Origin of the sequence: Chitinophaga sp. Hz27 (genome assembly GCF_042263525.1) — a bacterium.
Classification (GTDB): domain Bacteria; phylum Bacteroidota; class Bacteroidia; order Chitinophagales; family Chitinophagaceae; genus Chitinophaga.
Genome location: NZ_JBHKFJ010000001.1, coordinates 808270 through 821232, shown reverse-complemented (window position 1 = coordinate 821232; position 12963 = coordinate 808270). Strand labels below are relative to the sequence as shown.

Sequence of the window (12963 nt, the reverse complement as noted above, 5' to 3'; positions counted from 1 at the left end):
TGTCAAAGAAGAATCCATGAAAAAAGAAAACTCCACTAATTCAATCAATGCCAGGCAACTACGGGGCGATTGTGGAACAGTTTATACTTTATCGCTTATCGGCGGAAGATGGAAACCTGTTATCTTATGGCGACTGCTTGCCGGGAAAATGCGTTATACAGAACTGAGAAAGTCTATCAACGGCATTTCCGAACGTGTTTTGGTTTTACAGTTGCGCGAAATGGAAACAGATGGACTGATCCAACGCGCGGTATATCCTGAAGTGCCGCCAAGAGTAGAATACGAAATTACTGCGCTGGGAGCTTCTATGGAGCCGATCCTGGAGATCATGTCTGACTGGGGAATTGCCCATATGCCAGAAGAGGTACGTCATACACAGGACCCGGCACTTCAGCATGTATAAATATAATAATTTTTGCTATTATTTCAAACCGGCATCATTGATGGCGCCGGTAGCGAGTGCCACCCAGTCGTCATCGCGGCGGCCTTTACTGAGCACCGTCAGCAGACGCTGATGCACCAGGTTAGCCATCGGCATCGGCGTATAGGAAGCACGCGCCACCTCCAGTACCAGGTCTATGTCTTTCAAACCTAAAGATGCCTTAAACGCAGCATCTCCGGAAAACTCCCTGTTGAGGATCATTGCGCCATAGTTGCGGAAAATAGGCCCTGAAAACAGTGTGGTAGTCAGCATTTCATAAACTACTTTAACGTCCAGCTCATTCTTTTCCGCCAGCACAAAAGATTCTGCCATTAGCTCCATTGAAGCGGCAATCATAAAGTTGCCAATCAGCTTCAAGACATTGGCACTGCCAGCCTTTTCTCCCAGATCAAAAATATTTTTCGCAAAGCCATCATTCAGTAAATGCCGGATGCGCTCTTTGCCAGACGGATGACCAGATATAACGGCATTGCCTACTTTCGCAGCCGCAGCTTCAGGCCGGGCAAATACCGGCGCGCCTATATAGGTAACGCCATGATGCTTGTGATGATCAGCCAACTCATTCGCCGTTTCCGGGGAAATAGTACTCAACGACGCATGTACACCACCAGGCCCCAACGCCGCCACAAATGCATCATTCGCAATTTCTTTCAGCGCAGCATCATCAGATACAAGCGTAAATACCACGCCGCCTTTTTCTAACGCAGCAAGTGGACTATCAACAATCTCTGCTCCCAGCTCCGCCAACGGCAACGCCTTCTCACGGGTACGATTATAAACCCTCAACTGATGTCCTGCCTTCAGTAAGTTAGTCGCAATAGGCAAGCCCAAATTACCGATTCCAATAAATCCTATTTTCTTCATATACTGTTATTTCTAAAATATAGAGGTTTACTTTACTAGGTAAGTTAGGGTAAAAAATCCAGATACCTATCACAACTCTCAGCGGAAATATATCCGCTTGAGGTAGTAGGCAACTTGGTAAGTTATTTCTGTAAAATTCTTTTCCAACACCCTATAGCTCAACTATATTCCTGTAGCATCATTGATAATATCCAGAGCGTAGATTAAATTTGAATCAGACCTTATGCCTCTATATTATGAAATGGATACTTGCCCTATTACTGTGCTGTTACGTTGGTATACTCACCGCTCAGCAACCACTTTCAAAAGCCGCCAGCAGCGGACATATTCAAGCAGTATACCGCCTTACAAATAAAGAAGCACTGGCGATCTTTAAGACTACTATCGTGTACCCGGACGAGCTGGAATACACCAGCCCAGCTATTCGCCAGGAGGGTTTTCTCGTAGAGGATTATATTTTTAATGGATCTCCACAAATATTTGATGAAAAAGAAAATATAACGGCAAAGCTCTCCCCTGGGCATTATATCGTAGTCAAAACAATTAACCAAAGCCAAATCTATAGCTATCTGGCTGTTCCTTCGGCACATATTACATTACTGAATAATTATAAAGATTTACTGGTAGTTGTCAGCGATAACAATGGTAATCCTGTATCGAATGCGCTGGTTTATTTAAACGATCGCTACATTCCCTTTGACAAAAACAACAAATGTTTTCTTCTTCCAAAATCGAAACAACCAGGCGTATTACAGGTAAGGTATAAGGATGTGGCTAATTTCCAACATATCTCAGCCGTAAATAACTATGGCTACCATCATAACTATTTCGACTCCCGATGGGAATTTTGGTGGAACAGGTTTGGGAGGATGTTTAACCCTTCTCCTGTATTCAAAAAGTTCACAGATAAATTCAAGCAGCACAAACATGGCTATGCACAGTTTATGGTCATCAGCAAGCCTAAATACAAACCTGGTGATACCGTAAAACTCAAATCCTTTATCACTAAAGGAAATGGCCAGCCATTAAATGAGCCACTACAGCTACGACTATCTCAATACCATAGCGATATAGACACTTCTATCGCCACCATACAGCCTTACAGGCCTGGTGGTTATGATTATAGTTTTGTGCTTTCTGATAGCCTCCGGCTTAGATTGGACCAATCAGTTCAAATCGGTTTTTATAAACCTTCACCAAAGAATAAGTCGCGTGCTATATCTCACCAGGTCTTTGACTATGAAGCATATGAACTGACAGAAGAGCAATTTACTATCCGCGCCAATGAAACTTCCTTGCAATATTACCGTGGGCAGCCAATTAAAATCTACCTGAAAGCCACCGACAGAAATGAGTTGCCTGTATTAGATGCTCATGTGAAAATAATTGCTACTACTAATTCCTCAAGTAATTATGCGCCTGGCATCACCTATATTCCTGGCAAATTATGGGAGTCAACAATCCCGCTTGAGTCTATAGGAGAAACGGTACTAACATTGCCCGATAGTATTTTTCCAAATGCAAATGTAAATTTCAATCTAAAATGTATCCTGCAAACAAGTAGTTTCAGCCAGCTAGAACGATCACTGATTATTGAAAGGAATACAGATCCAGGCATGTTCAGATTTAAGGAGGCAAATGATTCCCTGGCAATTTATTATGAAGTGGCTGGAAAGCCAATACCAATCGACGGCAAACTCCACCTAAGGAATAAGATCAACGATTCGATTGTTGTCTCCGATATGCATTACCCCTGCAAAATTCCTATCTCTTCTTTTGCCAAAATATATGCAGCTTCCACTGATAGCGTTTATACAGCTCATCGTATAAAACAGACAGGCAATAACATCAGCGCTAGTGGCGGCATCTTCCATGATTCCCTGGTGATAAGTCTTAGTAACCCAGATAAAATTCCTGTATGGTACCAGTTGGCTGCTGGCAGGAAGATCATAGAACGAGGATATGGAACTGACTATGCGAGAGCCAGCAAAACCAAGCGTAAAACGGTGTACAAGCTGATGCTCCAATACATTGTTCATGGTGAGCCAAAGGATAAATCTTTCTACTTCCTGCATCACAGTCATAACCTGAATGTTAACATAGACGCACCTACGGTCATTCAACCTGGTGGAAATGCGCGTATAACCGTCAACGTTACTGATGCAGACCATAAGCCCGTAAAAGATGCGGACGTTACTTCCTATGCTTATACCAGTAAACTTCGCAACAGCATGCCCAGCATGCCGGAATTCCCCTACTACAATCGCAAATCACTGAATGGCAGACTGTTTTACAAAACGAACGAAACCGATCCTGCCAGCAGCACACAAGTGCTCAACTGGAGCAAATGGAAATCAGTACTAGGACTGGACACCATGGCTTATTACCGCTTCTTCCACCCGGATAGCATCTTGTATAATTTTGAACCCGACATCAATGGCATTACCCAACTGGCACCCTTTGTTGTCAAAAACGGTGTGGTACTGATGCCCCACCTGATTTGGATAGACAATCAACTGGTATATATCAGCGGAACAGAAAATAGTAATTTTAGCTTCCGGGTAAATGAAGGCTATCATAAACTGCGCATCCGCACCTATAACAGAGACGTTATATCAGATTTTATTTACACACCAGCGCATAAAAAAACGTATGTCTGCCTGAATATAGATAAATCCAGAAAGCGCTATTATACTATACGTCAGGATTCTATTTTCACGATCAGCGAAAAATATTTGATCGACAGAAATACATTCTTGTTAAAGACAGATGCTGACAAACGGTTGAAATATATCACTGCAAATGAGAATATCTACCCACTTTCATTTAATACATCTACCGATCCTTTACTGATAGGACCTTTTAACCATACGCAAAGTACCTATGTAGTACAAGGTAGTCTGATACAGGATTTTGAGCCAGAAGGGAATTATATATTTGATATCAGAGAAGGATTGATAAAGCAGAAAGAAACTGATATCAGCAATAAATATTTCTCCAAAATATTGGAATATGCATGGGATCAGCCGAAGCTGAATAGCTTTATACCAGACAGGCTCACGCTGGATTCGCTACATAACGCATTTATAGAAACATTGTCGATTACAACCAATCATGATGACCATCCAGGAACGAATACCCTACTGCTTAAGCATCCTTTTGAGACAAGTATAAAAATCAGACAACAGTTTTTATATTCTTATGACGACTCTACTTTTATCGTCCTTCAAGGAAATGCAGCTGATAGGTTTACTCGGCTCAAAGCAGGCTACTATAAACTAATGTTGCTGATGCAAGGAAATGGATACCTTGTTCATGACTCTTTATTGGTGAAAGATCACCAGCTCACGGTATATAGCTTTAACAATGCTATTATTCAACCAGACAATGATACGGTGAGTCGCTTACGTGTAAGACTTAAAAACTCCATACTGGATGATAACAATGGTTGGACATTTATCCAGCAAAAACTGGTGAAGGTTCCAGAACCCGCGACTGTAACCAAATCTGCACCTGCTACTGTTGATCTTAGTCTGCCCTTGATCCCTGATGTAAACCTCACTGGAGTTGTTACTGGTGTGGTAAGGGATAACTCTCGAATGCCGATTCCTGGTGTGACCATTCAGATAAAGGGAACCCGGAATGCCACCGTAACAAAAGCCAATGGAGAATTTACGTTAAGAGTTCCAGCCAATGGAGAACTAGTTTTTGCCATGGTGGGTTTTGAGATCAGAACATTTCTGATCAGTGCGGGCACTGTCTATAATGTGGTGTTGAATGAAAGTGTAACAAGACTGAATGATGTTGTAGTGGTAGGCTATGGGACTACATTAAAAGGCAATCTGGCTGGCTCGGTGAGTGCTGTCAATATCCAGAATATCGGCACCATTGCAAATTACAGAGGTCAGCCGGGCGCATATTCAGATACGGTGAGAATTCGCGGAGTAGCTTCCCTGACAAGCGCCAACAAACCTTTATTGATTATTGACGGCGTACCCTATGATGGCAGTGTAGAAAATTTGGATAAAGATGCCATCGCTACTATAAATATTCTGGAAGGAGAACAAGCGAGTGCGCTGTATGGGAGCCGCGCAGCAAACGGCGTAATCATTATCAACACCAACGGAAAGAACCCGGTGATTGCTAAAAGTGGAGTAGCAGAAGAGCCGGTATCTCCAGGAAGCAGGATACGCCAGCATTTCCGCGACGACGCTTTCTGGCAACCACGGTTACGCACCAACGAAGAAGGTAAAGCCACCTTTAATGTGACCTTTCCTGACGACCTTACCAGCTGGAATACATATGCACTGGCAATTACCAACCATAAACAAACAGGCAGCGCATCTATTACCACCAATGCTTTCAGAACTATTGCGGCATCAATTGCCTTGCCTCATTTCCTGCTACGTGGCGATACCTTGAACGTACTGACAAAAATTACAAATTACAACCAGGATAGCATTACCCTGCAACGTCTTTTAACTATTGATGGACTGGAACGCCGGCACGGAGCTGTGTCGCTGGTCAATACCAGCATAGAAACCACTACTGCCACTCCAGTCAGTACTGATAGCATGCGCGTCACATTTCAGATCAACAATAATCATCTTGAGGATGGCGAGTACAGAACTATTCCTGTACAGGAAGCAGGTACCATAGAGACGATAGGCATGTTTCTCGCTTTGCGGAAAGATACCAGTTTCATGGTGCATCCTATAGATACCACGCCGGTGCAGGTTTTTGCCAGTAGTTCGGCGATGCCGGTGTTGTTAACTGAAATAGAAAGATTAAATAACTATAAACATCTTTGTAACGAACAAGCAGCCTCAAAATTGATTGCTTTGCTCTTGCAGAAAAAGTGGTATGGGCTGTTGGACAGCACCTTCACCGGCGATGTACAAATTACCAAACTGGTGCGTCGCCTGGAGCAAAATCGCAACGAGGAAGGTTTATGGGGCTGGTGGAAAAATAATGAAACCGAATTTTGGATCACCGCACATGTGATGAAGGCACTCCATATGGCCGGTCTTCAAGGCTTTGCATCTCAAGTCAATCCTGATGCCATCACCCGATTTGTGGCGCCGGAGCTGAGCAATTATGCCAGTGCCAATAAACTTTACCTCCTCGATGCTTTGATGACTATAGACCCGACTTTTAAAGCTGCCACCTTCCTGGATACGATCAGCATCGCTAAAATCAGCGCCACTGAAAGGTTACAGTTGCTAGAGCTAAAACAGCGTGCAGGCATCAACGTTAGCACTGAATATTTCCTCCGCACCGTGCAGCATACCAATTATGGTAATACCTTCTGGGCCGATAACGACCCTGGTATTTATGGTAGTAGGATGAGCAATACCCTTGCCATCTACCGCATGCTCAAAAAAGAAGGAGGCCACGAGGAATTGTTGCGCAGTACCAGGGCATGGATACTGGAAAACAGAGGTCCCAACGGCTGGTTAAACACCTGGGAATCAGCTAACATCCTCGAAACAATCGGGGATGATGTTATAGCAGAAAAAGAAAGTGCGGCGCCAGGCTTGCAGATCAATCAGGTGGCGGTGACAAAATTCCCTTACGCACAACGTTATCCCGCGGCCGACCTGCAAATTCAAAAGAGTGGTAGTCGAAGTATTTATTTCTCTGCTACTCAAACGCATTTTAATTCCAACCCAACGAAAAAAGACGGCGCTTTCCGTGTCAGCAGCTCCTTTGTGCAGGATAATAATACGCTCACGCAGCTCACAGCCGGCAAGGAGGTTGCCTTGAAAGTAAGCGTTGAAGCAGTAAATGATGGTGAATATGTGCTATTGGAAATTCCTATCCCGGCAGGGTGCTCCTTTGCCGAGAAGCCGCAGGAGTATTATTGGTCAGGAAATGAGTCCTATCGGGAATACCTATACGAAAAGGTGAATATCTATTGCCGCCGATTACGTAAAGGACAGCACGAATTCACAATTAAGCTACTACCACGCTATAGTGGCACATTTACCTTAAACCCTGCCAGGGCGGAAGAGATGTATGCCCCGGTAATGTATGGCAGGGAGGGCATGAAAAAGGTTGCTATCAAGGAGCCCTGATGTTATTTGCCCGCGTTGCAGCGCGGGAAATAAACCTTATATTTATATAGACCTTCAAAAGCCCAAACATGAGAACAGTTCAATCCTGGCTCGACGAATATGGCGTCAGTCATCGTAATTCCACGAACAAGCTGATACACTGGATCTGTGTACCGGCGATTTTCTTTAGCATTGTAGGCTTTCTGTATAATATTGCTTTGCCGGTACACCTGGGCGGTTTACAACTAACGGTAGCGCATATTGCTTTAGCCTTGGTGTTGATTTATTATGTACGCCTCTCTCCTTCTCTGGCAGCGGGCATGCTCATCTTTGTACTGATATGCCTCTGGTTATGGCGCTTTATTGAAAACCATGGTATTGCACCCTGGAAGTTATCGCTGGCAATTTTTGTGCTGGCCTGGATAGGTCAGTTTATAGGCCACAAAATTGAAGGCGCTAAGCCATCTTTCTTTAAAGATTTACAATTTCTGCTGATTGGCCCGGCGTGGTTAATGAGTTTCGTGTATAAAAAAGCAGGCATTCCTTATTGAGCAAAGTTCAGCTCCAAATCATTATCTATATAAAACAATAAAGCCCCGATGAATATCGGGGCTTATTTACCTAAACCTACAACTGTTACACTGTTATTGCAACAATATTTTTATAAAGCAGTAAACTGTTAGTGCATGTTGCTGGTATCCAGTTTACCTTTTTGTTTATTACCTTTTACCATCAATACAAATGGTATACAGATCAGGAACATTATGCCGAGATACAGGAATACGTCCATGTAAGACATGGTAGCAGCCTGTTTCATCACGCTGTAATCGAGTAACTGATAACCGCTTTTCAGCGCTGTTCCGGCATCCATTCCATGTCCCTGGAAGTTATGTTGCAGCTGCGCTGTTCTGTTAACTACATCGGGATTATTGACATTGAGATTAGCTACCAGGTCGCTGCGGTGCATCTGTGTACGGCGGGTCATAAAGGTAGTGATCAAAGCCACCCCAAAGGAACCACCCAGCTGACGCATCATACCGGTAAATGCCGCACCTTGTCCGATCTGCTGACCTTTCAGTGAAGAAAGTGCCAACGTCGTGATTGGGATAAAGAGCAGACCCATACCAATACCACGGACATTCAACATCCAGAAGAAGTCTTTAGAACCAGTATCTGAAGGCGTGAGTACATTATATCCCCAGAAACAGAATACAAAGAACAGGAACATACCACCTGCCACCAGGTATTGCTGTGGAACTCCTTTCTCCAGCAATTTACCAATGATAGGCATCATAAAGGCTGTTGTCAGCGAGGCCGGAATCATCAGCATACCCGATTGAGTGGCTGTCCATCCTAGTGTTCCTTGCGTATACAGCGGGATGATGAAAGTAGAACCATATAAACCGAAACCGAGAATGAAGGATAGAATGGTACCTACGCGGAGGTTCCCATTTTTGAGTACCCTTAGTTCTACGATTGGATTTTTGTAAGTCAATTCTCTCCAGATGAAGAAGAATAGTGATAAAGCACTGGTAACGGCCAAGATGGTAATCATCGGGTCATTAAACCAGTCGTCTTCCTGACCACGTTCCAGTACATATTGAAGGGAACCTACTGTGGCTGCCAGTAATCCAATACCGAGGAAGTCAATTTCACTTGCTGATTTCTTTTCACCATATTTCGGGCTGCGTACAAACTGCAAAGTGAGCAGGGTAGCGATAACACCGATAGGAATATTGATATAGAAAATGTAAGGCCATGCATAGTTATCGGTAATCCAACCACCTAATGGAGGACCTAAAGTAGGGCCGATGATAACACCCAAACCATAGATCGCCTGTGCAGTACCGCGTTTTTCTGGCGGATAGCTTTCTGTGATGATCGTTTGAGAAGTTACCAGGAGCGCACCACCCCCAACACCTTGAATGAACCTGAATAGTACCAGTTCCCACATCGTGGATGAGTTACCACAAAGGAAGGAAGCTACTGTGAATATGATAATGGATACTGCGAAATAGTTACGGCGTCCGAACTGCTGGGACAACCAGCTGGTCATTGGTACAATAATTACGTTACCGATTGCATAAGCCGTAATAACCCAACCAATTTCACTCATGGTGGCACCCATATTACCACGCATGTCGTTCAATGCCACATTCACAATCGTGGTGTCCACGATCTCCAGCAGCGCACAGAAAATAGCTGTGATCGTGATGATCACCCTGCGCGAGCCGTATTCTATTAGAGATTCTTGTTGTAGCATGGAGTAATTATGTTAGATTGAAAGTAGCATGACCAGGAACTAATAATTAATGTCGGAACAAGTTTCCTTTTAATTGAATCTTAATTATTGCTAATGGTTTCCGCCGTTGATTTGGATCGTGGTTACCGATTAATTATTAATTCCGGGTCATTGCACTTTCAAATATTTTTTAGTCGAGATGTACGTCTACGAGTACGTTCATGCCTGGGCGTAATTGTTTAACCAGCTCGTCATTAGGATTATCGAATTCGATTTTCACAGGAAGACGCTGAACCACTTTTACGAAGTTACCAGAAGCGTTGTCTGGAGGCAGCAGGGCAAATTTAGCACCGGTTGCAGGAGCGAAGGAAGTGATTTTACCTTTCAGTTCTTTACCACCAAAGGCATCTACTTTCACTACTACTGCCTGGCCCAGTTTCATTTTCTCCAGCTGGGTTTCTTTGAAGTTAGCCACTACCCAAGGGGTGTTGTCTAATACAATGCTGAAGAGCGACTGACCAGCATTTACATACTGACCTGGCTGTACAAATATTTTTGACAGTACACCATCTTCCTGCGCGATGATCACAGAATAGCTCTGAATCAGTTTTGCATCAGCGATATCTGTTTCACGTTGTTTGATAGCTGCATCAGCAAGGCTGATTTGTTTGCCGGTAGCAGCGCTCTGAGAAGACACTACGTTTGTCTGGCGGGAAGCCGCAGCTTTCTGTTTCTGTAAAACATCCAGCTGACGTTCAGCAGTTTGTTTTGCAGCTAAAGCCTGCTCATATTGTTGTTGTGTAATAGAATGGTCCTGAATCAGGTTGTTGTAACGCTCGTAATCCTGGTTAGCTCTCCAGAGATTTACTTTAGCGGCTTCGATCTGTGCATCGTAAGTGCTTACCTGTGCTTGTGCGGTGCTGATTCCAGCTTCGGCAGCAGCGGTAGAAGCAGCAGCAGCATTTTTATTTGCTTCTGCGGTAACCAGCGCAGCTTCGGCAGACTGTACTTTAATAGCCAGATCGCGATCGTCCAGAATAACCAGCGTATCACCCTTTTTAACGTGTTGGTTATCTTTTACGAGTACTTGTTTAACATAACCAGAAACACGGGGAATTACCGGGCTAACATTGGCATCGATCTGCGCGTTATCAGTTTCTTCGTGATGTTGACCGTGAATATATTTAGTGATACCGAATGCGCCACCACCGATTACCAGTGCTGCCAGTACGAAGACGAACCCTTTACTACGCTTTTTAGGAGCGGTTGTTTCCTGCATGGTTGTATTATTAGTATTATTTGTAGCTTTTGTTTGCGTTTCCACAGCTTAAAAGTTTGTGTGTGTAAGGATTTATTTATTTGCCTGTTCCAGTATACCAGCAGCTTTGAGCAGATTGTTGTAAGCTACCAGTGCATCCGCTTTTGCATAAGCATAGTTCAGATGAGACTGGAGATTTGCTACGTCTGCATCCAGCAAATCTGTTGTGGTTGCCAGCGCGTTAGCATGTTTGTTTTTAGTGATACGGTAATTCTCTTCTGATTGTTCAATCGCCTTTACGTAAGTATCCATTTTTTTGTGACTCAACAGATAGTTTTCGTAAGCCTGGTAAACATCCAAATGAATGTTATCATTGATTCTGGCTTCATTAGCACGAACCTGAGCCAGCTGAGCGTTTGCAGCAGCTACTTTAGATTTGTTTTTCCAGAGAGAGTGTACGTTATATTTCAGCCCCACACCAGCTGTAACTGCATTGGTGATGGTGATGAAGTTGGGAACGTAAGCAGCAATATAACCACCGGTCAATGCCAGCTGAGGATACATTTCACCTTTCACCATTTTAACGTTTGAGTTAGCAGCGCCTTCACGTGCCTGGAGTGACTGTGCATCTTTGCGGTTCTGATAAGCCAGCTGTTCAAACTCGGCAATACCACGGGCATCCTGTGCAGCGCCACCAACAAAGATGGTAGAGTCTACCGCCAGTTGTGTATTATCAGGTAAACCCAGCATGATGTTCATGTTCAGGTTAGCTACTTTCAGGCTGTTTTCTGCATCCATGAGCAGGAGCTCATAATTGGATTGTTGCAGTTCAGCTTTCAAGAGGTCGTTGCGGGCAAGTAAACCGTTCTTTTCCATATTGGAGAAGTCTTTCACGCGGGAAGCCGCTTGTCTTACGTTTTCTTGCATCAGCAATACGCTCTGTTGTGCTTTATAAAGATTGCTGTAAGCAGCGATGGTATTCTGCATTACGTCTTCTTTATCTTTATCCGCATCCAGTTTGGCTGCAGTAGCCAGGAAGCGAGATGCTTGCTTACCATTCTGGATCATCATTCCTGAAAATACCGGGATAGTCAGGTTGGCCATTCCATATGCGGCACTGTTTACCTTAGGCATTTCGGAACCGCCTGAACCACTGCCAGAATTGCTTTGGCCGAATTTCAGATCGATGTTCGGATTGGTTAATCTCATATAAGCCCCGGTAACGCTCAGGTCAGGTAACTGGCGGTCGTTGGCTTCTTTCACATTTGCGTTTGCTTCTTCAATTTTAGCCTGACTTACTTTTAACTGTTTACTGTTTTGAATACTCAGAGATATGGCTTCACTTAACGACAGCTGCTTGGTAGCGCCTTGCTGCTGTGCGGATGCTGCCTGAAAAATCAGCGTCAGCAGGATTCCCGTTGTAAGCGCATATAATCGTGCGTATATGCTTCTAGAATTCATGTGTAAGGATTGCTTTAAACAATTTTTTTAAATAAGCACTTACCCTGATCTTTAAATATTCTCTGAATTCATCTTCAGGCATATGTGCGAATTCGGGTTCTGATCTTATGAATGACTTTGCTGGCATTACCTGGTGAATAGTACCAAAAAGGGAAGACATCAATAATACCACATCTACATCTTTATAGAAGGTGCCATCTTCCTGTGCTTTGGTTACGATTGGCTGAATCAACCCTAGCATTTCCACCTTTAAGTCCCAGATCAGATCTTTAACCGGACTCTGGTCCCGGTTCATCTGTTCTCGGTTCATAATACACTGGAAATTCTGTTCATTCAGCAACTTATTCACAAACCGGTCAATCAGCGCATATAATTTTTCCATTGGACCCATGGTATCATTTTGTACCAGTTCCTGGATAAATGAACGAGATGCGTTCATGCGATACCTGAATACTGCCTCCAGCAATTTTTCTTTGGAGCCGAAGTAATAGGATATCATGGCGATATTCACATCCGCTTCCTGCGCAATATCTCTGACCGAAGTGCCATGAAAGCCCTTGTCGGCAAACAGCCGCTCAGCAACAAATAAAATCCCGAGCTGTTTTTCACTGTATACTTCCATGTTCCTTGTCGATTTGTT

8 protein-coding genes are annotated in these 12963 nt (G+C 43.8%); 3 read left to right on the top strand and 5 right to left on the bottom strand.

Annotated features, from left to right (window positions below):
- The first annotated feature begins 16 nt into the window (after positions 1-16).
- The gene (locus ACE38W_RS03330) at positions 17-403 is read left to right on the top strand and encodes a winged helix-turn-helix transcriptional regulator (protein WP_375828814.1); all 387 of its coding nucleotides are present in this window, start codon (positions 17-19) and stop codon (positions 401-403) included.
- Between the two features lie 18 nt (positions 404-421).
- On the opposite strand, the gene ACE38W_RS03325 is transcribed toward ACE38W_RS03330, so the two are convergent.
- Positions 422-1306 carry an NAD(P)-dependent oxidoreductase gene (locus tag ACE38W_RS03325; protein ID WP_375828813.1) on the bottom strand — a complete coding sequence of 295 codons (885 nt, stop codon included), beginning with the start codon at positions 1304-1306 and terminating at the stop codon, positions 422-424.
- 236 nt (positions 1307-1542) lie between these two features.
- Between ACE38W_RS03325 and ACE38W_RS03320 the strand changes: the two genes are divergently transcribed.
- Both ACE38W_RS03320 and ACE38W_RS03315 read left to right on the top strand, forming a co-directional pair.
- A complete protein-coding gene (locus ACE38W_RS03320; RefSeq protein WP_375828812.1) occupies positions 1543-7383 on the top strand; it encodes an alpha-2-macroglobulin family protein in 5841 nt (1946 codons plus the stop codon).
- A 68-nt stretch (positions 7384-7451) separates the two neighbouring features.
- Positions 7452-7913 carry a DUF962 domain-containing protein gene (locus ACE38W_RS03315; protein WP_375828811.1) on the top strand — a complete coding sequence of 154 codons (462 nt, stop codon included), beginning with the start codon at positions 7452-7454 and terminating at the stop codon, positions 7911-7913.
- A gap of 128 nt (positions 7914-8041) precedes the next feature.
- Here the strand turns inward: ACE38W_RS03315 and ACE38W_RS03310 are convergent, their stop codons facing one another.
- The 4 genes from ACE38W_RS03310 to ACE38W_RS03295 form a co-directional block, all read right to left on the bottom strand.
- Entirely contained in the window at positions 8042-9625 is a 1584-nt protein-coding gene (locus ACE38W_RS03310) for a DHA2 family efflux MFS transporter permease subunit (protein ID WP_375828810.1), read from the bottom strand.
- 169 nt (positions 9626-9794) lie between these two features.
- Positions 9795-10928, bottom strand: coding sequence for an HlyD family secretion protein (locus ACE38W_RS03305; protein ID WP_375828809.1), 1134 nt, complete (start codon positions 10926-10928; stop codon positions 9795-9797).
- Positions 10929-10955: 27 nt separating this feature from the next.
- Positions 10956-12323: a TolC family protein gene (locus tag ACE38W_RS03300; RefSeq protein WP_375828808.1), complete on the bottom strand. Its 1368-nt coding sequence runs from the start codon at positions 12321-12323 to the stop codon at positions 10956-10958.
- Positions 12313-12945: a TetR/AcrR family transcriptional regulator gene (locus tag ACE38W_RS03295; protein ID WP_375828807.1), complete on the bottom strand. Its 633-nt coding sequence runs from the start codon at positions 12943-12945 to the stop codon at positions 12313-12315. Before ACE38W_RS03295 ends, ACE38W_RS03300 begins: the two co-directional genes overlap by 11 nt.
- Positions 12946-12963 lie beyond the last annotated feature (18 nt).

Bases quoted from the DNA above. Each gene is read 5' to 3' on its own strand.
- ACE38W_RS03325 (WP_375828813.1), bottom strand. From the start codon at position 1,306: ATGAAGAAAATAGGATTTATTGGAATCGGTAATTTGGGCTTGCCTATT.
- ACE38W_RS03310 (WP_375828810.1), bottom strand. From the start codon at position 9,625: ATGCTACAACAAGAATCTCTAATAGAATACGGCTCGCGCAGGGTGATC.
- ACE38W_RS03320 (WP_375828812.1), top strand. From the start codon at position 1,543: ATGAAATGGATACTTGCCCTATTACTGTGCTGTTACGTTGGTATACTC.
- ACE38W_RS03315 (WP_375828811.1), top strand. From the start codon at position 7,452: ATGAGAACAGTTCAATCCTGGCTCGACGAATATGGCGTCAGTCATCGT.
- ACE38W_RS03330 (WP_375828814.1), top strand. From the start codon at position 17: ATGAAAAAAGAAAACTCCACTAATTCAATCAATGCCAGGCAACTACGG.
- ACE38W_RS03295 (WP_375828807.1), bottom strand. From the start codon at position 12,945: ATGGAAGTATACAGTGAAAAACAGCTCGGGATTTTATTTGTTGCTGAG.
- ACE38W_RS03300 (WP_375828808.1), bottom strand. From the start codon at position 12,323: ATGAATTCTAGAAGCATATACGCACGATTATATGCGCTTACAACGGGA.